Origin of the sequence: Fibrobacter sp. UWR3 (assembly GCF_900143055.1) — a bacterium.
GTDB lineage: Bacteria > Fibrobacterota > Fibrobacteria > Fibrobacterales > Fibrobacteraceae > Fibrobacter.
The window spans coordinates 109,229-134,494 of record NZ_FRCW01000006.1 but is presented as its reverse complement, the minus strand read 5'-3'; the positions used below and the strand labels follow the sequence as shown (position 1 = coordinate 134,494).

Sequence of the window (25,266 nt, the reverse complement as noted above, 5' to 3'; positions counted from 1 at the left end):
AACGTATATTAATAGACATGAAACCGATACTTGAATATAAGGACTACCGCCTGTACATTCAGGACTACTACGACGAGCGCAAACGCTTGGGTGCGTTCTCGTGGCGTGAGTTCTGCAAGAGCGCCGGTTTTACATCGCCGAATTTTTTGCAGTTGGTGTGCAAGGGCGAAAGCAAGCTGGGCAAACCGAAAATCGAGAATGTCGCAAACGCGATGGGGCTTGTCGGTTACGAAAAGGACTATTTCCGTGAGATGGTTGCGTTCGGGAATGCGAAAAAAGATTCCGTGAAGAAGGCCGCCTTGCTCGAAATGCAGAAGATTGCGCTGGAGCACAAGGTGCGCGTTGTTGACGGCGACGCATTCCAGTACTATGAATCTTGGAAATACCCTGTGCTACGCGAACTTATCCCGATGATGCCGGGCGCGAATCCCCGTGATATAGCGGATGCCTGCAAGGAGCACGTGTCCGCCGAAGACGTTCGCGACGTGCTGGATTTCTTGGTCAAGGCCGGGTTCCTGAAGAAGGAGGGGGACAAGGCCTATTCGCAAACGGAACAGACCGTCATCGGCTCGAAGGAGGCGCTGCCGCTCGCAATCCGCGCGATGCACAAGGAGATGGCGAACATGGCCGCGCGCGCCGTGGACCGTTATGCGCCCGATGAACGTCATTTTACTGGCGTGACTCTCGGCGTGAACGAGGAGGCTTACGGCAGGATAGCAAACGAGCTAGACGCCTGCTGCAGGAGGGTGCTTTCCATCGCGAACGAATACAAGGACCAGGATCAGGTCTGTAGAGTCAATTTCCAGTTTTTCCCGGTTACGGACAAGGTAAAGGAGGCTCGCCATGCTTAAGAATTTCTCCCTTGTCATAGGGTCTCTTTTCGCGGTGTTTTTGATTGCATGTTCCAGTGACGAAGCCAGCGATATCGCGGGCGGTACCATCGATCCCAATACCATCGCGGCAAACAGCAGTTCGTCTGTCGACTTTAGAATGGATTCGCCGATTGAAATTCCGAATGGAGACAATGATTCTATAAGAATCGTAAGCAGTTCGAGTGAACGTTCTGTTATAGAAAGCAGCAGCTCGTGCGAGGACGGCGGCAATGGCGTTGCGCATAGTAGTGCGCATGCGGGCGATTTCTCCATCCAGTGTGTGGATGACGTCATTTATGTGAAATTGGATTCCGCCGTCGCGCCGGATGTCGCTGGCCCCGAGGCGTTCAAGCACATCGAGGGCGACTCCGTAAAATTTGTCTTGCAGAATGTCTATTTCGCTATCCCTTGCGAGGAGGATGCCCAGAAGCAGTTCCTGCAGGGCGTAAACGAAGGCCACCCGGTTGTCAGTAGTGAAGGCGATACGCTGTATGTGGCTTTTAGCCGGAGCAAGGGCTGGAATTACGGTTGTGAATGTGCGGCGAAGGCCACGTTCACGCTCGACAAGGCTTATTCCGGTATCAACTACACGGTTTTTGACCAGAAGGAAACCCTTCCGGTACAGGAAAATTAAAAGAAGGAGGATATCATGAAAAAGTTACTTGTAACAACTGCGGCTCTGTCGCTCATGCTCATTGCCTGCGGGGACGATTCTTCGTCGAGTTCCGCGGGCCCGTCCAGCGGAGAGCCTGGCGAGAAGGTTGTTGCCTCTATAGAGGAATGCAACTTGGGGTCTGACCTGGTGGGGCAGGAGAAGGCCTATTTGCAGGGCAACGAAAGCGAAGGCTATTGGCTTGTCATTCCCGATATGCATGTCAACAACGAATGGCATGGAGACGAATTGTCTGTCAAACGCAATGGCGATACCTTGCTTGTTGAACAAGAAGGAACTTTGGTTTCGTTAAACTGGGTCTGCTATTCGGACCATCGGTTTGATATTCCTGCAGCCGATGCCGACATCAAGTATTTCAAGTTGTACAATCAGGTTTTTGAAGTGGTTTCCGGCCCTATCCCCGAGAGGAAGAGGATTACGATTATAGTGGATAATTCTTCGTCTAGTATTGTGCCCGAGTCGTCGTCCGCGGTGCTGCCGGGACAGTCTTCGTCGAGTGTGACTCCGCCAAGTTCTTCGTCGAGTGTGACTCCGCCAAGTTCTTCATCGAGTGTGACGCCGCCGAGTTCCTCTTCGCGCCCGAGCTACAACGGCCCCGTACCGCTCAAAACCATCTCGGCGACCTGCCGAGAACGGGTAATGACAGATGTTCCGACCGAACCTGAGCCGCCCAGGGCGTATCTCGGTATCTCTAACAGCTTTGCGGAAATTGAATTGTTTAATGTTGATTTGTCGTATGCCTGTGATTCCGCATCGCAGAAGGTTTTTTGGGATAGTCTGAACGCAGGCAATACCGTGGCTAGCGTCATAGGGGATACGCTCTTCGTGAACTTCAAACGGTTCGACGAGAAGGGCGTGGAGTATAAGTGCGGTTGCACGGCCGATGTGAAATTCACGTTTGATGAACAATATGCCGGATTTGGCTATACGGCGTTTGAGAACAACAGGCCTCCGCTTGAGTTGGGACATAAACTGATTAATCAGCCGGATCGGGGCTACCAGAAGATTGAAAAGGCCGATGCGCAGTGTAACAAGAGCGGTCCGGACGATCCGATGGTAGATGCCGCCTTGCCGCCCGTGGCGCACATGTACGTGAACGGCGATTCTGCGCAGATAGTCATTGAAGAAGTCGTGCTTACCTGCGGAACGATATTCGAGAGCGTTGCAATTGAGATGAAGGATTCTACGCTCTACGTGACTCCGCATTACGATACTTCGCTCCCGCAGGCCGATTGCCTCTGCACGTCGAAGGTCAGTTTCAATATCAAGGCGTTGGACCTGTATAAAGAAGCGACTTTGCTGGTCTATGACGACGGCACGAGCTCCAATCTTGGCAACAAGATGCGCCTGATAGTGGAATAGTTTTTATATTTGGGACCATGAAATACACAGACGAAGCAAAACAGAATTTCAAGGCCCTCTCCAATAACCCCTATCCTGGTCGTGGCATTATCCTCGGCGAAAGCGCCGACGGCAAGTCCTACGTGCAGGTCTACTGGATCATGGGCCGTAGCGTCAACAGCCGCAATCGCGTGTTCGAAATTGAACCCAAGACCGGCTTCATGAAGACCAAGGCCTTCGATGAATCCAAGCTCACGGACCCGCACCTGATTATCTACTACCCGGCACGCCACACGGCCGACGTCCAGATTATCACGAACGGCGACCAGACCGACACGATTTACGACGCCATCAAGCTCGGCGGCACCTTCGAAAGCGCTCTCCGCACGCGCCAGTACGAAGACGACGCCCCGAACTTCACGCCGCGTATTTCCGGCATCCACTACAAGAACGCAAGCCCCGCCGTGTACAAGCTCTCGATTCTCAAGAGCCGTAACAACAGCGAAGAAGCCGGTTGCGAACGCATGACGTTCGAATACGAGAAGGCTTTGCCGGGTCTCGGCCACTTCATCAGCACCTACGAAACCGACGGAAGCCCGATTCCTAGCTTCAACGGCTTTCCGAAACTGATGCCGATTTTCGACAACGCCGAAGACACGCTCAAAAAATACTGGGCCGCCCTGAACAAGGACAACAAGGTTTCCCTGATGGTCAAGTGGATTGACAAGAAGACCTTCAAGGCGAAAACGCTTATCGTGAATAAGAACAAGTAAATGAATGCTCATAGATCCCCGCCTACGCGGGGATGACGGCGGGATTTATTCCAGTTCGAGTTCGTTTTGAATGGCGCCTTCCATACACAGGAGGCGCCTTTTCAAATCGGTGCCGAGGGCGTAACCGCCAATCTGCCCGCGGCTCGTGACCACGCGGTGGCAGGGGATTATGACCTGCAGGGGATTGCTGTGGAGCGCATTCCCGACGGCACGGACTGCATTCGGGTGCCCGATAATTTCGGCAACCTGCTTGTATGTCCACGTTTTGCCGTAGGGAATATCCATGATGGCTTCGAGGACGTTCATCTGGAACTTGGTGCCGGACAACTTAATCGGGATGGAAAATTTTTTGAGTTTGCCCGAAAGGTACTGGTTGAGTTCGCGTACAACGTTGTTGTAAACCCTTGCTGTGGCGCGCGGGAGAGCTTCGTCGCTGTCGGGTTTTGCGTATGCGCAGGCCTTGACCGTGCTTGGCACAATCGATTCATCTGCGCCGGTAAACCGGAGCCCGCACAGGAGGTTCCCTTCGAACTTGAAGGTCCACTCGCCCCACATGTTGCGGTGCTTGATGGTCAGTATGTCTACTTCCGGTTTTTTCATACTAGAAATATACACTTTTTACGGGGAGAAAGAAAAAAATCTATATTATGTACCTGTTGGGGTATGTGGGATAAAGGAGAAATCATGAAAAAGTTCCTGTTGCTGCCGGGTCATGGCTCGCTTTTTGTTGCGGGCACGCTCTTTGCTCTCTGTTTGGTCGCCTGTGGCGACGATGACGACTTTTCTCCGGTGGCGAAGAACCGCGGTTACGACTATGCATACACGACGGCGAAGGGCTTGTCGGAAACCCCGTGCAACGAGATGCGCGAGGGCCGAGAAGCCGTTATCGGGCGAGACAAGGACCGTTACGAGTGCCGCTTTGACCGCGCCGATTCCGTCTACATCTGGGTGGGCTACGACGATACGCTAACTGCGGAAGGTCGCGAGTTTCATCGGGCGGAATCTTCAAGCAGTTTACTGTACAGTTCCTCAAGTTTTGATTTTGATATCACTTGGTCTTATGATAAGGACGATTTCAAACTGGCGTCCATCCCCTTTACCCTGACTTCTAAGGACGAATTGTTTAACCCGGAAATCGAATACGGAACAATGACGGACGAACGCGATGGCCAGGTCTATAGGACCGTTGTCATTGGAAACAGAGTCTGGATGGCCGAGAACCTCAATTTTGCTGGCAACGACGATTATCCGCTAGTGCTCGAACGTTCGGCTTGCATTAATTTCGATGATGATAACTGCGCCCTGCTGGGCCGCTTGTATTCACGTGAAGCAACTATGGACAACATCGCCTGCAAACTTGGATCTTCCTGCGATATCGGGGATACCTTGGTTCGCGGTGTATGTCCCAAGGGATGGCATATTCCATCTAGCGACGAGGTTACGGCTCTAGTAGACGCATTTGGCGATAAATTTGAAGAAGTCCGGTCTGCAAAAACTTGGTCCTTTTATAACGAAGGGGGTAATACCACGGGCTTTTCGATGCCGGCAACGGGGGGGCTCAATTTCTATAATAAAGATTTTGATAATCTTGGAAGGACTGGAATCGTTTGGGCATATATAAAAGGACCGTATTTGAGTTACCTAGTTTTCCGCGGAGAGTCGGGTAATGATATTATTATACATTCTGGTTTTTCATACAATCTTTTTGCTTCTGTCCGCTGTGTATCGGATGACACGCTGAATGTAGTCTCTTTGTCATCAAGTGTCCGTAGTTCTTCGAGCGTTTCATCTTCGAGCATTTCATCTTCGAGCGGCGGAGTCAGCTCCAGCTCGTTCAGTTCTTCTTCCTTCAGCATTTTTCCCACCAGCAGTTCGTCGAGTAGCGCGAAGTCATCTAGCAGTTCTGTGGTTTCTTCTGCGTCCAAGGATAACTTTTTCAACTCGGATGTCACCTACGGAACTCTGAAGGATAGTCGCGATGGGCAGGTGTACAAGACCGTCGAAATAAATGGTACTACATGGATGGCGGAAAACTTGAACTTTGCAGGAAACAGCGACTGGCCGCTCCCGAAGAACTATTCCTACTGTTACGGCGGAATCGCCGCCAACTGCGCTCTATATGGAAGGCTGTACGATCGCGCTGCAGCCATGAACAGCACCACTTGCGGTTATGGAAAGTCGTGTAGCTTGTATGATGGCTTGAATAGGGGCGTGTGCCCGGACGGGTGGCACATTCCGTCAGAAGAAGAAGTCGACGATTTGATGGACTTCACTTTGGGCAACAGGAAGACCTTGCGATCAGTGGACGGATGGGTTGATAGGGAAGTCGGTGCGAATGAATCAGGTTTTTCTCTGGTGGGCTCCGGAGTCAGGGCCGACAAGAACTATGTAAATCAGGGCAGGTTTGCTGCGCTCTGGTATTATTCCACCGGAGTTGTCCAAAACTATCTGGTATTTTCGGGTGTCGAGGACAAGATGTATTTGACGGAAAATTCGAAAGAGACGGTGTACATTTCGGTGCGTTGCGTGAACGGTGCGGGGGCCGAACCCGCTTCTTCGGGCAGTACAAAATCGTCGAGTAGCGGGAGTTCGTCGAGCAGCGAAAGTTCCTCGAGCGAGGAATCTTCGAGTTCGTTCGACAAGGCGGTGCTCTTCAATTCGTCGGTAAGTTATGGCGAAATGACGGACTCGCGCGATGGACAGACGTACAGGACGTTGAATATAGCGGGGCGTACCTGGATGGCGGAAAACTTGAACTTCGCGGATTCTTCGAAACTCCCCATCCTGGAGGGGAACAACCGCTGCTATGATGATGACCCGAGCGAATGCGTAGCCTTCGGGCGCCTGTACAGCAGGGAGGCTGCGCTGAATGACCGTCGGTGCACATGTTATAACGGAACGTGCCCCTCGATGTCCGGCAATGTTCAGGGCATCTGCCCCAGCGGGTGGCATATCCCTTCGAAAAGCGAGGCGGAACAACTGGCGAACTTGAACGGGAATCAGGCAAGTAGTCTGAATTCGTCCTATGGGTGGAATGCAGACCATAGAGGCAACAATTCTACGGGCATGTCCTTTGTAGGAACCGGTGTGTATCAACGCCAAACCGGCTATGTCGGATTTAAAGGAAAGGGAAACTATACCAATCTGTGGGTTTACGACGCGTCGACCCCGAATGAAAATTGGTATCTGATGGATGTAGGAAAAGGCACGACCGGAAATGGAATCATAGCTGTCTCGGATGACGCTGGATATGATCCGTTTTATCCTGTCCGCTGCGTGAAGGACTAATAGACGAGTGTAATCGAAAAAGTATGGCGAAAAAAGACCTGCCGCGGGGCAGGCCTTTTTGCATAAATGTCATCCTTGCGAGCGCATCTTCATTCCCGCGAAGGCGGGAATCTACGAAATTACTTGTTCAGCTTTTGACGCCTTTGGCGTCCGCTGCTGCGTTCGGTCATACCGTCAAGTAAACTTGACGGTGCGACACTCACTTTGCAAGCTTTTCAGTCGCGGCGGCGACGCTGAGCAGGTCCGTTTCCTGGAACGGCTTGCCAATCCACTGCAGGCCGACGGGGAGCCCGCCTGCCATGCCGCAGGGCACGCTCACGCCCGGGAGACCGGCGAGGTTCAGGCTCACGGTGTAGATGTCGCTCAGGTAAACCGCCATCGGGTCGGACTCGTTCATGCCGCACTTGAGCGGGAGGCCCGGCATCGTGGGGCTTGCAATCACGTCGCAGCTTTCGAATGCCTTGCTGAAGTCGTCCGTGATGAGGCGGCGCACCTTCTGGGCCTGCACGTAGTAGGCGTCGTAGAAACCGGCGCTGAGCACGTAGCTGCCGAGGAGAATACGGCGCTGGACTTCCTTGCCAAAGCCTTCGCTGCGGGACTTGGCATACAGGTCGAACAGCTTGCGGGCTTCCTTGCTCCGGTAGCCGTAGCGCACACCGTCGTAGCGGCTGAGGTTGCTGCTTGCTTCGGCGGTTGCGATGATGTAGTAGCTCGATACCGCGAAACCGATGTGCGGGAGGCCCACTTCCTTGAGGGTGGCGCCTTCGGCTTCCATCTTCTTGAGCATGTTCTCGATAGCGGCCTTGCATTCCGGGTCGAGACCTTCGGCGAAGTATTCCTTGGGAACGCCGATGACCTTGCCCTTCACGCCTGCGTCGAGCTTCGCGCCGAAGTCCTCGGGTTCGCGGGTGCTCGTGGTGTTGTCGTGCGGGTCGATGCCGCAGATGGCGTTAAGGAGAGTGGCGCAGTCGGCGACGGTAGTGCCGAAGGGTCCAATCTGGTCCAGGGAGCTTGCATAGGCCAGCAGGCCATAGCGGGACACTCGGCCGTAGGTGGGCTTTAAGCCCACGACGCCTGTGCAGGCGGCGGGCTGACGGATAGAACCACCGGTGTCGGAGCCGAGCGCACAGGCGACTGTGCCACTGGCCACGGCTACGGCCGAACCGCCACTGGAACCGCCCGGCACGCGGGATTCGTCGAGCGGGTTCTTCACCGGCCCATAGTACGAGGTCTCGCTGCTCGAACCCATCGCGAATTCGTCCATGTTCGTCTTGCCGACGATAACCGCACCTGCCGCTTCGAGCTTTTCGATGGCGGTAGCGGTGTAGGGGGCGACGAAGTTGTCGAGAATCTTGGAGGCTGCCGTAGTGCGCGTACCTTCGAGGCACATATTGTCCTTCACGGCAACGGGGATGCCGTCCAGCGCGCCGAGACTCTTGCCTTCGGCACGGCGCTTGTCCGATTCCGCGGCCTTCGCGAGGGCGCGCTCGTTCAGCACGCTGATATAGGCGTTCAAATTCTTGGTGGCTTCAATTTTTGCGAGAGAGTCCTGCGCGAGAGCAACTGCCGAAATCTCGCCGCTAGCGAGCTTGGCGCTCAAATTCTTGATGGTTTCCATTACCTATTTCCTCCGGACCATTTCATGATGTATATCGAGATGGCCATGCCGATGATGCTGACGACGTTAAACTTGAAACTGATTCCCAGGGCGAGCTTGATCATGTAGAGGTCGAGAACCGCAGGGCTCGCGTTATCTCCGTTAAACCCGAACGAGGGCGAGAAGGACTTCACGAAGAAGTTGTGCACGATGTTGTCGTAACCGCCCGCGTTCATGAGTTCGCCGAGTTCCCCGAAGAGGAGCCCGAGGCATTCACCGAGCACTCCGCCGATGATGAGGCCGAGCACGATAAAGAGGATGAGTCGTCCGAAGGTGTTTCTGTTAGTCATATGGCTAAATATAGTAAGAAATCGTTTGTTTGAACCTGATAATACTCCTTGAATTATGCCCGGAAAGAACACTTTATTTATATTTGTAATGGAGAAAATGATGTATATGAAAAAATTAGAATACAGCGCCCCCCTCAAAAAATTCAGTCTGATTGCCTCGTTTATGCTTGTCGCGGCCATTTTTGTGGCTTGCGGTGACGACGAGTCCTTTGCTGTGAGGCCGGGAGAGGATGAAAAATCCTGTAGCAGCACCGAAGAGTTGTCTTCGTCCAGCGTGTCTAGCAGTTCGTTGGCCAAGTCGAGCAGTTCGTCTGCCGTGTCCAGCAGCAGTAACGTCAAACCGCAGTCGAGCTCTAGCGAGACAAGAGTGTCCAGCAGCAGTTCTGCCCGTTCTTCCAGTTCTTCGCAGATAGTTCCCTGCAAAACAGAGACGGAGGACAACTGCGTGTATGGGACCCTGGTCGACGATCGCGACGGCCAGACGTACAAGACGGTAACGATCGGCTCGCAAACCTGGATGGCCGAAAATCTGAACTATGCGGCGCGGTACAGTACCTGTTACAAGAACGATGCAGCCAACTGTTCCAAGTACGGCAGGTATTACACGTGGGATATTGCCATCGATAGCGCATCTCTCCGGAATGCAATCGACAGGATCTGTGGCAATGGATATATTTGCGAATTCAAGAATCCCATACGGGGCGTGTGCCCCAGCGGTTGGCACTTGCCGAGTAAGGCGGAGTGGGTCGTTCTGTTCTACTCGGGTGTCGGAGGTGCGCGGGTAGAGGGTTCCATGACGACGGCGGGAGTGTACCTCAAGGCCACTTCGGGGTGGGACTGGAGTGCCCTTTTTGAGGATGACGGTAATGGTTATGATTCTTTCGGATTTGCGGCACTCCCTGCCGGTTACAAATCCGCAGATTTCTTTGACGAAGGCAAGGAAGCATATTTCTGGACATCGACGGATGAACGGAGCGAACAGGCCACTGCCATAAGGCTGGATCAAGGGTCCACGACATTTACGGCATCCTTGACGAAGTACATGGGGGCCTCTGTCCGTTGTGTGATGGATGACCCCGATACGCAGGCAATTTCTGGCAGTGTCGTGGAATCGTCAAGTTCAGAACCGGAGCCGCCTCCCTGCAATGTAGAAACGGATGACAGTTGCTTTGTGGATGCCCGCGATGGCCAAACTTACAGGATGGTTTACATCGCACGCCGTATTTGGATGGCGCAGAACCTCAACTACAAGACTCCGAAAAGTTATTGCTATAAGGATGACTCGACCAATTGCGCCAGGTATGGTCGCCTTTACACCTGGAGCGCTGCCGTCGATAGCGTGGGTGTCTGGAGTGACGCTTGCAAGGGGTGCGGTAATTCAGTCCGCAAGAGCCCGGATGGCCAGGCTCGAGGTGTTTGCCCTGAAGGTTGGCACTTGCCTTCGCATAATGACTGGTCGGCCTTGTTGGCGGCAGACAGCACGACTACGAAATTGAAATCGACTAGCGGTTGGTCCGGTAGTTACGAAAGCGTCGACAATGGCTTTTCTGCACTGCCTGCAGGCCAGGGGGAAAGTTCAGGACTTTATACGGGCTTGGGCTATAGAACATATTTCTGGTCGACCAGTGAAGACTTTACCGATAGGGCGGAAGGTATGGCCCTTTATTCTAGCGAACGCGAGGCCGAACATGTATCCCTCTATAAAGCGAGGGCTTATTCGGTCCGCTGCATATTGGATTAGGCAACAGTCCTGTCGGCCGATGCTTACTTGATGCTCCAGTCGATGGGTTCTAGACCCTTGCTGACGAGGTATGCATTTGCCTTGCTAAAATGCTTGCAGCCGAAGAACCCGCGGTAGGCCGAAAGCGGGCTCGGGTGTGGCGCGGTGAGAATCAGGTGGCCACGGTTCGGGGCCACGAGCGCCTGCTTTTTGATGGCGAAACTGCCCCAGAGCAAGAACACGAGATTCTCGCGCACTTGGGAGAGGCGCTGGATGATGGTGTCGGTGAACTGCTGCCAGCCGATTCCGGCGTGGCTTGCCGCCATGTGGGCGCGGACCGTGAGCGATGCGTTCAGGAGAAGGATTCCCTGGTGGGCCCAGCTTTCGAGGTTCCCGTGCGGGGGCGGCGTGATGCCGAGGTCGTCGTGAAGTTCCTGGAAGATGTTCACGAGTGACGGGGGAGGCTCGATACCCATGGGCACGGAGAAGCACAGCCCGTGCGCCTGGCCGGGATTGTGGTAGGGGTCCTGCCCGATGATGACCGCTTTTACTTTATCTACAGGGCAGTAGTCAAGTGCCGCGAAAATCTTGGAGCCGGGCGGATAGACCACGTGATGCTCCGCCTTCTCTTGCAAGAGCTTGTTTTTAATTTGTTTGAAATACGGCTGCTCGAATTGGTCGGCGAGCAGGTTCAGCCAGGATTGTTCAAGTTTTACGGTCATAGTTTTTTTGCGAGTATGGCGATTTTCTCGCCGCGGAAGCGGGTGTAGAACAGGATTGCGGAATTCTTGCCCTTGGGCTTGAGCCGCTTTGCTTCGGCGTCGGGGTCGAGTTTTACGCCGCGCAGCTTGAGCGTGATTTTCCCGATGTCGTGTTCCTTGAGCATGCTGCGGACGGCGCCTGTCGCGATTTCGGTATGCGCGAGCACTTCGTAGCAGGAAAATCCCGGTGCAGGGAGCGGCTTGTCGCTAGAAACATACGCGATACCTTCCGAAATCAGGTGGGCATCCGGGTCGTGGGCGAGGGCCGCCTCGTTGAATATGCGGCTGCGGATAAGTACCGGCGCGGGTTCTGCGATGTACTTGCCGATTTCCCCGAGGGGCAGGTCGCTCCGGCTCGTCGCCGTGCGGTAGGTGCGGTCCTTGCCTTCGAGGCTGTCGTTCCGGTCGAGTTTTTCCTGCAGGTCGTCGTCGAGGGTCTCGAGCGAGCGGTCGCGCCTGCGGGTCCATTCTGCAAGCGTTTCGCCCGCCTTCCCGACAATGATTGCGCGGACAGTGTCCGGGTGTTTTGCGAGTTCCCCGAAGAGCACGAGGCATTCGCGGCAGTCGCTGTGCCCGCCCAGGTAGAGGATTTCGGTTCCGTCCGGGATTTCAGCGGGCGGGTAGCCGGGCGGGAGTTTTGCCATGCCGCCCCTGTAGTGCCTGCTGATTTCGATGACTTCTTCGAGCGTGGGCGTGAGGTTCTTCAGGTCGCGCTGGTTCTCGCCTTCGAGCGCACGGCGTGCCGGGTCGATGGTGAAGTAGTCCGTTTTCGTCATGCCCGCGGAGGCGGGCATCTTTGCGTCGTTCTCATGGGCGACCTGTCGCACGTCGGCGCAAATCGTTCTGGCGTTTTTCCCGAACGCCTGCATGTTGTGGCTATACATCGCGAGGCGGTTTTCGTCCAGGTCGACTCCCGTCACTTTCAGGCCTGCGGGCAGGTAAAAACTGTCTCCGCCCATGCCGCAGCACAGGTCGTGAACTTCTGCGTCTGCGCCAGTTGCATTTTCGGTTGCGTCGCTGGTCGCGTCGTTCCCGTGCGGCCACAGATTCGCCTTCCAGCGCCCGATATCTTGCGCGGTGCTCTGTTCCAGCGCGAGCTTGTCGCACAGGAGGAACATTCCGCGGGCGGTCTCGTTATTTGCGAATTTTTCACGGAACTTGGGCACGAGCGCCATGTAGTCCATGATAGCCGCTCGGTCCTCGTTGCTGTAGCCCGCCTTCTGGAGCGCGGTCGAAACCTGCAACGCATCCCACTTGCGCGTAAGGGCTTCTTCGATAAAGCCCTGGACGGAGTCAGATGCGAGCAAATCCCATGGTTGCATGCCGTAAATTTAAATTATTTGCACGATTTTATGGGCTCCGGCGCACCGCTTGCCAAACTTTTAGTTTAAATTTAAGGCATGGGATACAAACAGGGTTGTTTTAGAGTGCGGCACTTGTGCCGTTTTGGGTGTGTCGCGGCGATGGCTGCGGCTGGGGCTCTTTTCGTTGCATGCGGCGGTGATTCCGACCGCGGTGCCGGTTACGACTACGAAATCGTGGGGGATTCCTCTGCGGGCATGTCCTTGCCCGATTTGGGCGGCTCCTCCGATGTTGCGGCAATCTCGTCATCTTCGGATGTCTCGCAGTCTTCCGAATTCCCGCAGTCTTCCGACAATCCCCCCGCAGGTTCGTCCGAAGGGCCGCTCTCTTCTTCTGTACCGCTTCCGCCCTTTGCTTCATCTTCGTCTTATTTGTGGGATTCGTATTTCAGTTCCAGTTCGATCCGTATCACTCCGCGTTCTTCTTCGGGCATGGAACCCCCGCGCTCCTCGGCGCATGAACCTCCGCCTTCGTCCTCGTCTAAAATTCCGCAGTCCTCCGCTTCCGAATCGCCGCTCAGTTTCGGTTTCTACACCGGTGCAGACATCTCGACCGTGCAGGAATACGAACGCTTCGGCGCGAAGTTCTTCGACGTTGACGGAACCGAAAAGGACATTTTTACGCTCCTCAAGGACCACGGCTTCAACGCCATCCGTTTAAAGACTTTCGTGAGCCCCAAGGCAAAGTACGGCTATGCCGCTGCGGGTTGCGACCACGATGCAGAAGCCTATGCCGACAAGGACCACATCGTCGCCTACGCGCAAAAAATCAAGGCTGCGGGCATGGCGTTCTTGCTCGATATCCACTACAGCGACAACTGGGCCGATCCCGGCAAGCAGATTATTCCCGAGCGCTGGCGCAAGGTGAACAGCTCCGACGCCCTTGCCGATTCCGTGTATGCCTACACTCTTGACCTGATGAATGCGCTCAAGCAGGTGGGGGTGGTTCCCGAGATGGTGCAGATTGGCAACGAGACCACGCCGGGCATCCTCGTTCACGTGCCGAACAGCAGTACGAACTGCTGGGGCGACAATGTGGACAAGGCCTCCGCCGCGATTGCCGGCGATATGAGCACCTCGAGCGGCAAGGCGAACGCGGCGAAGTACTTCAAGGCGGGCATCAAGGCCGTCAAGGATGTTTCGCCGAATACCAAGACTGTGCTGCACATCGAACGCATACGCCAGGCGAATACCGTCACCTGGTGGATGACGGAAATATTCAAGAACCAGAAGGTCCCCGCCGACGTGATGGGATTCTCCGCCTACACGGCGTATGGCGACAAGGCTCCCGATGACTGGAAATCGCTCTTCCAGACGGTCACTTCAAGCTATCCGAATCTTGAATTCATCGTCGCGGAATACAACGGTGGCGATGCGGAGAACCACTACAATTTTGACGGTTCGCGCAAGCGCACGACCGAGATGGTGAAGGGGCTCGACCGCTGGATAGGCACGTTCTTCTGGGAACCGACGCTCGGCGGCGCCTGGGGCCCCGCGCTCTTCGACTGGAAGGGTAGCAACCTGCAGGCGAACAGCAAGGCCTTCGAAGAATTCCCGATGCGGTAGTTCTTTTACACCTAAGATGGCACAAAGATGGTGCGTCGTTCCGTGAAATTACGTGTTTTTCTACTTTTTTTGTCCGGATTAACTTATTTGTGATTATATTAAGGATATGAAGTGTTTGTATTCCTTTTTATTGCTGTTGTCGTTGGCTGGCTTCGGCTTTGCCGCGGTAGGCGACACGCTGACTATCACCTATTACCTGAACGGGGGCGTGAATGACCCCGCGAACCCGGATAGCTATGTCGTCATAAAAGCAGATTCTAGCGAATGCGCGATTACGCTCCAAGACCCGACCCGCGAAGGTTCCCGGTTTCTGGGCTGGTTTAAAGAAGCTCCCACTGGTGTTTTTTACGACGCTCCCCAAAAAAGTATATCCCGTTGCAGTGGAGACAAATACACGCTAACAGCGCTTTGGGCCCCTGCAGTCAAGGAACCCCAGTTAAGTGTTGACAGCTGTTACCAAATCACCTCCAAGGAGGAACTTTACGCCATCCCCAAACTTTCCACCTTTGCTTGCTTAGAACTCCAGAACGATATCGTGGTCAACGAAAATCTGCTGGATGCGGAAGGGAACCCGGACTCCACCCGCAATGACATCATGTACTGGCTGCCTTTTGCATTTGGCGGAATATTTGAGGGCAACGGCCACACCATTTCGGGGCTTTATACAAAAAAACAGTATGAAGCCGGGTTTTTCTCTAAGCTTTATGAAGGCGCCGGCAAGCCCCCCGTCGTAAGGAACTTGGGTATTAAGGATTCCTATTTTGAAGGTACCCGTTATGCAGGAGGTATTGTCGGCTATATAGACCAGTCGGCGCATCTTGTCAATGTTTTTAGCGAGGCGACGGTTGTCGCGCGCGGTAACGCCGGCGGCATTGCCGGTGCAATTATAAGCGAGGAAGACTGGTCGTGCCTTTGTGCTCCGCCTCCCTTGGCAAAGCCTGCCCTAGCAAAGCCCGAATGGCCCACGATGAACCCGAGCAACGTGACTCAGATTATCAACGCCTACAATGCTGGCCGCGTTTCCGGTGCATCTAGCCTATATGATGGAACCGGAGGCATTGTCGGTCAAGCGCAGGATTTAACCCTCGAGAACGTATTCAATATCGGAACTGTTTCTGATAGCGGCGATGCCATTTTTGGCCTTCATAATCTTGAATGGTGTTTCTATGACAGTTCCCGCCATCATGTTGAAATCAAGAACACCTACTATGCCGGCGATGGGGCCGCCCAATACGGTGGATCAAAGGCGACTGCGGACGAATTCAGGGACGGGACCGTTCTAGGGAAATTGCAGGAGGGCACCTATGGTGCCGCATGGGAACAAAGCGTGGGCGTAGATCCATACCCGGTTTTAAGTTCTAAGGTGAAGTATTACCTTGATTACAAACTGAACGGCGGCGTGAACAGCGATCAAAATCCCAAGTACTACACGGGCGATTCCTCCGTTATTTTGGCAAATCCCACAAAGGAGGGCGACACCTTTGAAGGGTGGTTTGCCGACAGCCTGTATAAGGAACGGATTGACACCATCAAGGCCGGTACCAAAAAATACTACACCCTTTACGCCAGGTGGGAGAGCGAATATTTTGTCACCTATGTTGCCAATGGCGGCATGGAGCCCGAAATCAATCCCTCGCGCTGGTCCTCGGATTCCGCGGCCTATACATTAAAGGGGCTTGAAAAAGTAGGCTACACTTTTGACGGCTGGTATGCCGATTCCACGTTCAAAACGCTTGTGAAAGAGCTTGCGAAGGAACACCACGACGATATCACGTTATATGCAAAGTGGATAACGAACAACTATAAGATCACGTACCACTTGAACGGTGGCGAGAATGACCCCGTTAATCCGGCAACATTCAATTTCGACACCGACATCACCTTAAAAGAACCGACCCGTAAAGGCTTTATTTTTGTAGGTTGGTTTGACAAACTCACTTATTCCAGCGAAATCAAGAGTTTCGGGAAAACATCCTACTACAGCCGCGATTTCGACCTTTATGCGCACTGGTATCCCGAACCCAAGAAGCCCGCCAAAAACGAAAACGGCTGCTACATCCTCTCGGATCGCAATGAACTGTACTGGTTTGCATTGTATACGAGCAACAAGCTTGATAGCGTCAAGGTTACGGAAACCCATCCCTGCGCCTGGCAGAAAAACGACATTGTCGTCAATGACGCCCTCGTGGACGGCGACAGCAACTGGGTGGACGGAATTGTACTGTGGCACCCCATTGGCATACTGAGCAGGGGCGACACCACTCCTGTTTATCAATCCAACGGCCACAGCATTTCGGGACTGTTTGTCAACGATTATTACAGCCAGTCCGTATGGGAAGAATTTTTCTGGCATCCGGATGATGCGGGCACCTTCCCAAAATTCGTAAACAGTTGCGTAAACACAAACAATGGTACCATCTGGTCGAGTGGTATAAGGCAATCGCTTCGCGAAGTTTCCAAGACGCTTTCGTTCGGCGTCAATGCCGCGGGTCGCCTGCTGCAAGTCTATGGCGCCCATGCGGGCTCAAAGGTAAACGTGTTCGATATGCAGGGCCGGGTAATTGCCAAGGGGCTGGTGGGCTCCACTGGAAACGTTGCGCTCGAAATGCGTCGTGCCGGCAGTTATCTGGTTCAAGTGGGCCGCCAGGCGCACAGGGTCAATGTGAAATAGCACCCTCGCCGCAGCGGGTTAAAGAATTCCTGTTTCCCCCTGTACACAGAAAAAAGCCGAATTTGTGCGCATTTCCGGCTGAATTCTTGTATTTTTTAAGCAAAAAACAAAGGATGGAACATGGAAAATTTCAATTTCTACAGCCCCACGGAATTTGTATTCGGCATGGACCGCGAAAATGAATGCGGTGCGCTTGTCAAGAAGTACGGCGGCACGAAGGTGCTGATCCATTACGGTGGTGGCTCTGCGGTGCGTTCGGGGCTCATCGACCGCGTGAAGGCGAGCCTGGATGCGGCTGGTATCCCGCATGTGGAACTTGGCGGCGTGAAGCCGAACCCGCACGATTCGCTCGTGTACAAGGGCATCGAGATTGTCCGCCAGAACGGCATAGACTTTATCCTTGCTGTGGGCGGCGGCTCTACGATTGATAGTTCCAAGGCCATTGCGATGGGTGCTGTTTATGATGGCGATTTCTGGGACTTTTACGATGGCAAGGCCTCGGCGGCGCGCGCGCTCCCGATTGGCGTGGTGCAGACCATTGCGGCCGCCGGTTCCGAAGGTAGCGGCGACTCCGTAATTACCAAGGAAGACGGCATGCTTAAGCGTGGCGCCAGCAGCGAACATATCCGCCCGAAGTTTGCGGTGCAGAATCCGGCACTCCTTTGCACGTTGCCCGCCTACCAGACGGCCTGCGGCATTACCGACATCATGGCCCACGTCTTTGAACGCTACTTCACGAACACGCTCGAAGTGGAAGTGACTGATCGCCTGTGCGAAGCTGTGCTTTTGACGATGGTGAAGGAGGGCCCGCGCGCCATTGCCGACCCCGCCAACTACCAGGTGCGTGCGAACATCATGTGGGCGGGGACGGTAGCCCACAACGGCGTTGTGGGCTGCGGGCGCAGTCAGGACTGGAACAGCCACGCCATCGAGCACGAACTTTCGGCGCTTTACGACTGCGCCCATGGCGCGGGGCTTGCGGTCATCATGCCTGCCTGGATGGAATACGTGGTAGACCACAACGTGATGCGCTTTGCCCAGATGGCTACCCGCGTGTTCGGCTGTCAGATGAACTTCGAGAACCCGAAGGCCACCGCCCTCGAGGGCATCAAGGCCTTCCGCCGCTTCCTGCATTCCATCGGCATGCCGATTAACTTCGCCGAACTCGGCGCGAAGGAAGATGACATCCCGAAGATGGTCGAAAAGCTGAACCCGGGCGATGGCTGGGGCTTCGTGCCGCTCAAGGCGAAGGACGTGACTGAGATTTACAAGATCGCAGCACACGCGACGCTATAAAAATGTGTAGTGTGAAGTGTGTGATGGGTTATGAGGAGCCAGTTGTGAGAAATGAAAAATAAAACCCTTTTCGTCATCCTCACGAATGTGAGGATCCGCTCACAGTTGTCTAGCAGATGTTCGCCTTCGCGAACATGACGAGTTTCAGAATCCTAACCACGGACCTTCGGCCCTAACCACTAACCACTAATCACTAACCACTTCTTTATGATTGCTCTCTTTATCGGCGGTACGGGGACCATCAGCATGGCCATCACGCGCCTTGCGGTGGCCCAGGGCTGGAAATAGTAACGATAATTTCTAGGGTGGTGGCGACAATCCGCCACTTTTTACATATATTTCTTAAAAACGTACAGGGCAGGTTTCTATGGGATTCTACTTCCGCGGACTCGCGTTCAAACAGACCATGATGATTCTTATAGTCGTCACGGTTGTCGTCGGCACGATTTTCGGCATCATGACGTCGAAGATGAACGGAAAACTCGAACAGATGACGATGGATAATGGCGAGCAGACTAGCGAAGCGAGTGTAACCTATATCAACTCGATTTTCGATGCCGCCAAGACAATCGGCGAGGAAATTGCCGCGAGGCTGGGCTCGCAAGAAATGACGCGCGAAGAACTCGACAACTACCTTCTGCGCTCCTTGGATGTCGCGAGGAATTCCGTCCCCCAGATTATTGCGGTGGTCACGGCGTGGGAACCCGGCAAGGGCCCTGAAACCAAGAAGGGCGACTACATGAAGCTGGCCTATTTCGTTAATAACGAGAGCAAGCTTGTCGCCGGTGCCAACTACGATGTTCATGAATGGTACAAGAGCACGAGGGATACCAAGACTGCCCGCTGGCAGGAACCGTTTATCGGTGAATTTGTCCCAGAGCCTATCGCCGTCTATACGGTCCCCATATTCCGCAAGGATAAGGCGGACGAGGATGTTTTGGTCGGTGTCCTTGCCATTGACATCTCTATTGATTTCCTCAAGGGAACGGTTTCCTCGATTCCGGTATCCAATTCGGGTTTTGCCATGATACTTTCGTCGAGGAATGTCCCGGTCGCTTACCCGAAGGCCGTTGCCGGCGGGAAAACCGCTGACGAAATGAAGGTCAGGGAACTTGTCGGTGGCGATCTTGCAGATTTCGATAGGAGCGTCAAGAAGGCGAAGGGCCTTATCTTGGGTAATGTCGCAGGGATGGACGCGGCCATTTACTACACCACGATGAAGTCGAACGACTGGACGTTCCTGGTTGCCTGGCCTGTACAGCAGTGGTACGAGGACCGTCAGGCCCTGTTTAAGCTTTTCGTTGGGCTTGCCGTGGCGGGTTATGCCATACTGCTTTTCTTTATGCTGCTCATCTCGTTCCGGGTCACCAAGCCGCTCAAGGATCTCGCGATGGCGGCGAAGAAGCTCGGCAAGGGCGACTTCAATGTGGAAATTCCCAAGATATCCGGGCACGACGAGGTGTCGGAGTTTGCGGGTGCATTCAAGAACATGCTTGACTCGCTCAAGAACTACGTCGAGGCCGAGAAGGACGTGAAGCGCATCGAGCGCGAACTTGACCTGGCGCGCAATATTCAGTTGTCGATGCTCCCGGGCGAGGAACGCGAAGAAAATTCCGATGACGACCGCCACGAGCTTTCGCAGTTCCTGCAGCCGGCGAAGGAAGTTGGCGGCGACTTCTACGATTACTTCAAGATTGATAACGACCACCTGTGCGTTGTGGTGGGCGACGTGTCCGGCAAGGGCGTGCCTGCTTCGCTGTTCATGATGGTTTCCCGAATCATGCTCCGCATTATGGCGAAGAACCTGAAGGATGTGCAAAAGACGTTCAGTGCCGCAAACTTCGCGCTTGCAAGGCGCAACAGGCTGAACATGTTCGTAACCGTCTGGATGGGCATTATCGACCTGCGCACGGGCCGCATCGAGTTTGCTTCTGCTGGGCACAACCCGCCGGTTGTCCGCCACAGCGACGGTTCTGTTGAGTTTGTCCCGAGCAAGTCCGGGCTTGTCATGGCCGCCATGGAACATACGGTTTACGAGGCGCAGACCTTTGAACTCAAGTCGGGCGACACCTTGTTCATGTACACCGATGGCGTGACCGAGGCGACAAACAACAATGATGAACTTTTTGGTGACCAGCGCCTGTTGAGTTCCGTGAAGAAGGGTGGCGATTTGGGAACCTCCAAGATTTGCGGATTTGTCAAGCAGGAAATCGATACCTTTGTGCAGGGCGCCCCGCAGTTCGACGATATCACGATGCTTGCCGTGAAGTTTGTCGGTAACGACGAGCCCGTGTGGGAACGCTACGAGAAGACCGTTAACGTTGGTGACGGGAAGCGCGGCGAACTCAAGTCGTTCGTGGAAGGAATCCTCACGCCGATGGATGGCGAGAAGAAGATGCAGATGCGCGATGCCTGGCAACGTTACGAGAAGATTGTGGACGTGATTCCCGAAAACCAGGAAGTGCTTACCACGTTCGTCGAGGGTATCCTTGCCCCGATGGACCCGTCCATGAAGTCGCAGATGCAGATTAACATCGCGATTGACGAAATCTACAGCAATATCGTGAAGTTCTCGGGCGCGACGGAAGTGACCCTGATTGTCGAAATCCGCAAGGCGACGCTTGAGGCAAGGCTCACGTTTATCGATAACGGTTCGCCCTTCGATCCGCTCAGGCAGGCGGATCCCGACGTGTCGCTTTCCGCGGAAGACCGCGAGATTGGCGGCCTCGGGATTTTCATTGTCAAGAAGACGATGGATAGCGTGTGCTACCGCAGGAACGGCGACCACAATGAACTTGCGATTACCAAGACGCTTTAATTTCTGCTGAGTTCCACCACGTAGTCGGCGGCGTTCACGAAATCCTGTGCGTGCTCGATGGCAATGACGGTATGGCCCGCTTCGGTGAGGCCATGGATAAGGTCAAGCAGGTGCTGGATATCCTTTTGATGGAGTCCGCGTGCGGGTTCGTCGAAAAGGAACAACGTGTTTGGGGCTTTTGCACGTGCAAGCGCAATGGAGAGGCGCAAGCGGGCGCGTTCCCCTCCGGAAAGGTGCGAGGTGGTCTGCCCGAGTTTCAGGTAGTCGAGCCCGGTATCCACGAGTGGTTTTAATTTATCTGCAAAAGGCTTCAGGTTCGTAAACAGCCTGTAGGCGTCGCCGACTTCCAGGTCGAGGATGTCGGCTATAGAAAGCGACTTGAAGCGAACCTCGAGAATTTCGTCCTTGAAGCGCCTGCCGAGGCATACGGGGCACTGCGATTCCTCGTAGCCAGCGGGGTCGAGAATTACGCCTTCTCCCTTGCAGTTTTCGCAGCGGCCGCCGGGGGCATGCGTCGCGAACTTGCTTGCGGTGTAGCCGCGCACCTTGCTTTCGGGGAGTTTCGCGAACAGGTCGCGCAGAATCGTGTTCAGGTTGATTGCCGAGGCGACGGTGCTGCGGCGGTTCCCGTGGAAGTCGCCCGTAGAAAGCACGGAGAGCGCCTGTATGCCGAGGTTGTCGAATTCGCCCCGGCTGGCGCGCGGGACCAGGTTCCTGAAGAACAGCGTGGACTTGCCGCTACCGCTTTGGCCCGTGATGACACTGAATTTCTGTACCGGGAAGTGCGCGGTGACCGGCTTCATATCGAACATCGCGAAGTTCTCGATATCGATGGCCGGCATTCTCCTTTTCGATGTCTTACTCTGCTTGCTTTCTGTCATCCCCGACGCCTGTGCTGAGCGTTGCCGAAGCATGGTCGGGGATCTTTGTTCTTTGTCCAGCAATCGAATCCACGCTCCCGTAGGCGACTGCGGGTTCTCCAGCACATCTTTCGCCTTCCCTTGCAGCAGAATCTCGCCGCCTTTTTCTCCGGCGCCGGGCCCCATTTCTATTATCCAGTCGGCGCGTCTGATGAGGGCGGGGTTGTGGTCTATAAGCACGAGCGTGTTCCCGCGGGATTGCACCTTCTTGAGGACTTTCCAGAGGGCGTCGACATCGCTCTGGTGCAATCCGCTTGCGGGTTCGTCGAGGACAATCAGCAGGTTGTTCAGGTGCCCGGTGCTGAGGCTCGAAAGCCGGAGCCTCTGGATTTCTCCGCCGGAGAGCGTCGAACCGGCGCGGCCCGCGGTGAGGTATCCAATCCCGAGTTCGTTGATGGCTTGGATGCGGTCGATAAGCGCGTTGAATGCGGGCTTCTGGTTCGCGAGCAGGCGTCCATCAAAAAGCGCGTGCAGTTTCGCTTCGAGTTCCGCGAACGGAGTTTCCAGGATGTCTTTCCAGGTGGTGCCGTCTATGACTGATTGGAGCAAATTCTGCCGGAGGCGCAGACCCCTGCATTCGGGGCATTCCTCGACGGTGTCGTCGCCCTCGATGCTCCCGGTGCCGCCGCAAGCCTCGCATGCGCAAGACCGCGAGTAGGGCGAAAGGTCTTCGGGTTCGAGCGGTCTTGATGACTGAGCTCCGTGCTCAGCACATCGCGGCACCATGCTGTAAAGCGAGCGCTTGCCGCCGTTATCGAGAATGAGTTCGCCGTGCGTGAGTTTCAAGACGCCGTCGACGGCCTCGGCGATGCGGGTGCGCGTGTTCTCGCGGACGATGATGCGGTCCACGACGATGAAGAATTCCTGCGGCACGATTTCGCGCTCGTTCGCCGTCAAGTCAGCAAGCGAGTAGGCCACGCCGTCGGCCATCGCGCGGGTGAACCCTTGCGCCAGGAACACTGCCGAAAGCTTGTCGAGGGTCGCGCGGTTGGTGGGAAGGGGTGCAAAAAACTGCAACTTGCTCCCCTGGGGGAGTCCCGCGATTTCCTTTATGATCTCTTCGCGGCTCGTGCTCTCCATGGGCTTGCCGCATACCGGGCAGGCGGGCTTCGCGAACCGTGCAAACAGACTGCGCAGCGTAGCGTCGCATTCCGAGAGGCTCAACGCATAAGACTTGGCGGGAGTTTCCCCGTGGCTCGCCCCGATGGCGAGGCTTGCCGGCAAACCTTCGGCGCTGTCGAGCGGGACAATCCTGCGGCCGCCCAGGAGTTCTGCGGCGAAGGGCGAAAGCGTTTCGAGGTAGCGCCGCTTGGATTCCCCGTGCAGGGTATCGAGCACCAGGGTCGACTTTCCGCAGCCCGAAGGCCCGCATACTACGGTAATGCCGCCCAACGGGAACTGTGCGTCCACGTTCTTTAAGTTGTGCAGGCGGCACCCGCGTATAGAAATGAAACTCGAACCGGCCACAAGTTACCCTATTGGTAATGTGAAATGTGTAATGAGTAATGTGGGATGTGTCATTTCACACCTCACATTTCACATCTCACATTGTTTACTCCCTAATGGTAAAGCGGAGTTCTCCGAACGGCGTGCAGAAGTCCATGTTCTCGAGGTTGTTCTCCTCGATGCCTGCGAACATGCGGTAACCACCACCGATAGACACTTCGAGCATCCTGGTAATGCGGTAGTTGAAGTGTGCTGCCATGTCGGCCACGAAGAAGTAGTCCTCGGATTCGAAGCCCTCGTCGCCGTTCTCGAGAGCGTTCACGGCGCCGCCACCGACCCTGATGGGCACGGAAACAGACATCTGTTCATTGAAGCGGAGCGGGAAGAGTTCCACGAACGCGCCGAACGAGTTGTAGTTCACGAGCTGCTTCTGGGGCACGTTGTAGTTGCGCACGTCGCTGATGGTAGTTTCGTACCACATGCCGGCCGAGAGCAACTTGCCGAAGTCAAGGCCTATGCGGAGTGCCATGAAGATAGTCCCATCGTCGGTGATCATGGAGTTTCCTCCACCGATGCCGATGAGGGCCTTGATGCCCCTTTCGGACTTTTCCTCGGTGGGGGCGTTCGAATCGCCCATGCCCGCCAGTTCGGCAAAGCTTGTTCCCGAGAGCGAAAGCACCAGCGCAAGTGCGAAGGCGAATTTCGCCGTGAATCTACTTCTTTTCTTCGTTCCGTTGAGCATTGTGGATGTCCTCCAGGGTTGCGTTCCAGTTCCATTTCTTTTCGGACGATTCCGGCCAGTAGCAGATGGTCCACACGAGGCTGTTGCCGCACAGGATGATCGACCACACGCCAAAGAGCAGGAACAGGAACAGCGGGATAAAGGCGAGTGAGCCGTAGAAGATGGACATGCGGGTGACCATCGCGGTCTGGATGAGCATGAGGATCTTCACGTAGATATTGATGCAAATCCATGCGATGATGGTCGTCATTAGCGAGTAGCCGAACAGCTTGCGCTTGCGGTAGGGGGGCGCCTTGCCGGTTTCGCGCTGCCGCAGGCTCCTTGCGGGCAGGGCGTAGAGCATCAGGAATATGAGGAGCATCGCCGCGGTGTGGAACGCGATGTACCAGAACGCCGTGATGAGAATCTTGAGCAGCTGGGGCGAAAAGTGGAAACCGTCCACGATAATCATGGTGAGCACGTCCTGCACGTGGTTCACGAATCCCGCGAACATCCCGATAAAGCCCGCGAATATAAGCAGGAAGGGGGTGTAAACCTGGATTTGCCGGATGACGGTGCGCGAGGTCTTGACCTCCCACACCACGTTGAAGTTCGTCTCGAGGCTCCCGAAGGCGAGGATGAACGTCACGAAGAGGCCTAGGGCGCCGATAAACCCGAGCTTTCCGATGGGGATATGTTCCGCGTTCTCGACGATGTTCTGGACCTGCTCGGTGGGCCAGTCCAGGTTGAGCATGTCGAGCAATATCGGCAGGTAGTCCGACACGAACCCGCCAAATCCGACGGCGAGGGTAATGGAGGTGAGCAATATGAGCAGGGGGACGACTGCGACCAGGGTGGTGTAGGTGAGGCTTGCCGCGCGGGTCATTCCGTGGTAGTACAGGAACGACTTCCCGGTCACGACCATGACCTTTACAAAGGAGGGGGAACGCTCTGCAATAGAGTCGAAAAGCCTCTCCCAAGAAAAATTCTTCCACCAATCCGGCATGCCCCCAATTATAGAAAATGAATAGGCCGGTGCGGAATATCGACTAAAAACGGCTCCTGTGTCCACGTTTTTACACAAAAATGTAG

General features: G+C 54.9%; 18 protein-coding genes. 10 read left to right on the top strand and 8 right to left on the bottom strand.

The window, feature by feature from the left end; genetic code table 11:
• The first annotated feature begins 17 nt into the window (after positions 1–17).
• The 4 genes from BUA44_RS09555 to BUA44_RS09540 are packed head-to-tail and all read left to right on the top strand — an operon-like array spanning position 18 to position 3,659.
• Positions 18–851 carry a TIGR02147 family protein gene (locus BUA44_RS09555; protein WP_072811293.1) on the top strand — a complete coding sequence of 278 codons (834 nt, stop codon included), beginning with the start codon at positions 18–20 and terminating at the stop codon, positions 849–851.
• The gene (locus BUA44_RS09550; RefSeq protein WP_072811290.1) at positions 844–1,506 is read left to right on the top strand and encodes a hypothetical protein; all 663 of its coding nucleotides are present in this window, start codon (positions 844–846) and stop codon (positions 1,504–1,506) included. Before BUA44_RS09555 ends, BUA44_RS09550 begins: the two co-directional genes overlap by 8 nt.
• A gap of 15 nt (positions 1,507–1,521) precedes the next feature.
• Positions 1,522–2,907, top strand: a complete 1,386-nt coding sequence (locus BUA44_RS09545) for a hypothetical protein (protein ID WP_143151937.1) — start codon at positions 1,522–1,524, stop codon at positions 2,905–2,907.
• A gap of 17 nt (positions 2,908–2,924) precedes the next feature.
• The gene (locus tag BUA44_RS09540) at positions 2,925–3,659 is read left to right on the top strand and encodes an IMP cyclohydrolase (protein ID WP_072811285.1); all 735 of its coding nucleotides are present in this window, start codon (positions 2,925–2,927) and stop codon (positions 3,657–3,659) included.
• Positions 3,660–3,704: 45 nt separating this feature from the next.
• On the opposite strand, the gene BUA44_RS09535 is transcribed toward BUA44_RS09540, so the two are convergent.
• Entirely contained in the window at positions 3,705–4,259 is a 555-nt protein-coding gene (locus tag BUA44_RS09535) for a methylated-DNA--[protein]-cysteine S-methyltransferase (protein WP_072811283.1), read from the bottom strand.
• A gap of 84 nt (positions 4,260–4,343) precedes the next feature.
• Between BUA44_RS09535 and BUA44_RS09530 the strand changes: the two genes are divergently transcribed.
• Positions 4,344–6,947: an FISUMP domain-containing protein gene (locus tag BUA44_RS09530; protein WP_178348780.1), complete on the top strand. Its 2,604-nt coding sequence runs from the start codon at positions 4,344–4,346 to the stop codon at positions 6,945–6,947.
• A gap of 199 nt (positions 6,948–7,146) precedes the next feature.
• On the opposite strand, the gene gatA is transcribed toward BUA44_RS09530, so the two are convergent.
• Together gatA and BUA44_RS09520 are read right to left on the bottom strand one after the other, a co-directional pair.
• Positions 7,147–8,565, bottom strand: coding sequence for an Asp-tRNA(Asn)/Glu-tRNA(Gln) amidotransferase subunit GatA (gatA, locus tag BUA44_RS09525; protein ID WP_072811279.1), 1,419 nt, complete (start codon positions 8,563–8,565; stop codon positions 7,147–7,149).
• A complete protein-coding gene (locus BUA44_RS09520; RefSeq protein WP_072811277.1) occupies positions 8,565–8,894 on the bottom strand; it encodes a DUF4321 domain-containing protein in 330 nt (109 codons plus the stop codon). The genes gatA and BUA44_RS09520 overlap by 1 nt, the downstream gene beginning before the upstream one ends.
• A gap of 106 nt (positions 8,895–9,000) precedes the next feature.
• Between BUA44_RS09520 and BUA44_RS09515 the strand changes: the two genes are divergently transcribed.
• A complete protein-coding gene (locus tag BUA44_RS09515; RefSeq protein WP_178348779.1) occupies positions 9,001–10,635 on the top strand; it encodes a fibrobacter succinogenes major paralogous domain-containing protein in 1,635 nt (544 codons plus the stop codon).
• Positions 10,636–10,658: 23 nt separating this feature from the next.
• Here BUA44_RS09515 and ung read toward each other — a convergent pair whose 3' ends face one another.
• Together ung and BUA44_RS09505 are read right to left on the bottom strand one after the other, a co-directional pair.
• Entirely contained in the window at positions 10,659–11,336 is a 678-nt protein-coding gene (gene ung / locus BUA44_RS09510) for a uracil-DNA glycosylase (RefSeq protein ID WP_072811272.1), read from the bottom strand.
• Entirely contained in the window at positions 11,333–12,697 is a 1,365-nt protein-coding gene (locus BUA44_RS09505; protein WP_072811269.1) for a class I SAM-dependent methyltransferase, read from the bottom strand. Before BUA44_RS09505 ends, ung begins: the two co-directional genes overlap by 4 nt.
• Before the next feature lie 78 nt (positions 12,698–12,775).
• On the opposite strand from BUA44_RS09505, the gene BUA44_RS09500 reads away from it, so the two are divergent.
• The 4 genes from BUA44_RS09500 to BUA44_RS09485 all read left to right on the top strand — a co-directional run bounded on the left by BUA44_RS09500 (position 12,776) and on the right by BUA44_RS09485 (position 21,087).
• Positions 12,776–14,302 (top strand): glycosyl hydrolase 53 family protein, encoded by a 1,527-nt coding sequence (locus BUA44_RS09500; RefSeq protein ID WP_072811267.1) that lies wholly within the window; start codon positions 12,776–12,778, stop codon positions 14,300–14,302.
• A gap of 106 nt (positions 14,303–14,408) precedes the next feature.
• Positions 14,409–16,973, top strand: coding sequence for an InlB B-repeat-containing protein (locus tag BUA44_RS09495; RefSeq protein ID WP_083579563.1), 2,565 nt, complete (start codon positions 14,409–14,411; stop codon positions 16,971–16,973).
• Positions 16,974–17,093: 120 nt separating this feature from the next.
• Entirely contained in the window at positions 17,094–18,269 is a 1,176-nt protein-coding gene (locus BUA44_RS09490; protein WP_072811263.1) for an iron-containing alcohol dehydrogenase, read from the top strand.
• A 367-nt stretch (positions 18,270–18,636) separates the two neighbouring features.
• Positions 18,637–21,087, top strand: a complete 2,451-nt coding sequence (locus tag BUA44_RS09485; RefSeq protein WP_072811261.1) for a SpoIIE family protein phosphatase — start codon at positions 18,637–18,639, stop codon at positions 21,085–21,087.
• Here BUA44_RS09485 and BUA44_RS09480 read toward each other — a convergent pair.
• The 3 genes from BUA44_RS09480 to BUA44_RS09470 all read right to left on the bottom strand — a co-directional run bounded on the left by BUA44_RS09480 (position 21,084) and on the right by BUA44_RS09470 (position 25,180).
• Positions 21,084–23,474 carry an excinuclease ABC subunit UvrA gene (locus tag BUA44_RS09480; protein WP_072811259.1) on the bottom strand — a complete coding sequence of 797 codons (2,391 nt, stop codon included), beginning with the start codon at positions 23,472–23,474 and terminating at the stop codon, positions 21,084–21,086. The genes BUA44_RS09485 and BUA44_RS09480 overlap by 4 nt on opposite strands.
• 85 nt (positions 23,475–23,559) lie before the next feature.
• The gene (locus tag BUA44_RS09475) at positions 23,560–24,195 is read right to left on the bottom strand and encodes a hypothetical protein (RefSeq protein ID WP_072811256.1); all 636 of its coding nucleotides are present in this window, start codon (positions 24,193–24,195) and stop codon (positions 23,560–23,562) included.
• Positions 24,167–25,180 (bottom strand): YihY/virulence factor BrkB family protein, encoded by a 1,014-nt coding sequence (locus tag BUA44_RS09470; protein ID WP_072811254.1) that lies wholly within the window; start codon positions 25,178–25,180, stop codon positions 24,167–24,169. Before BUA44_RS09470 ends, BUA44_RS09475 begins: the two co-directional genes overlap by 29 nt.
• Positions 25,181–25,266: the final 86 nt, after the last annotated feature.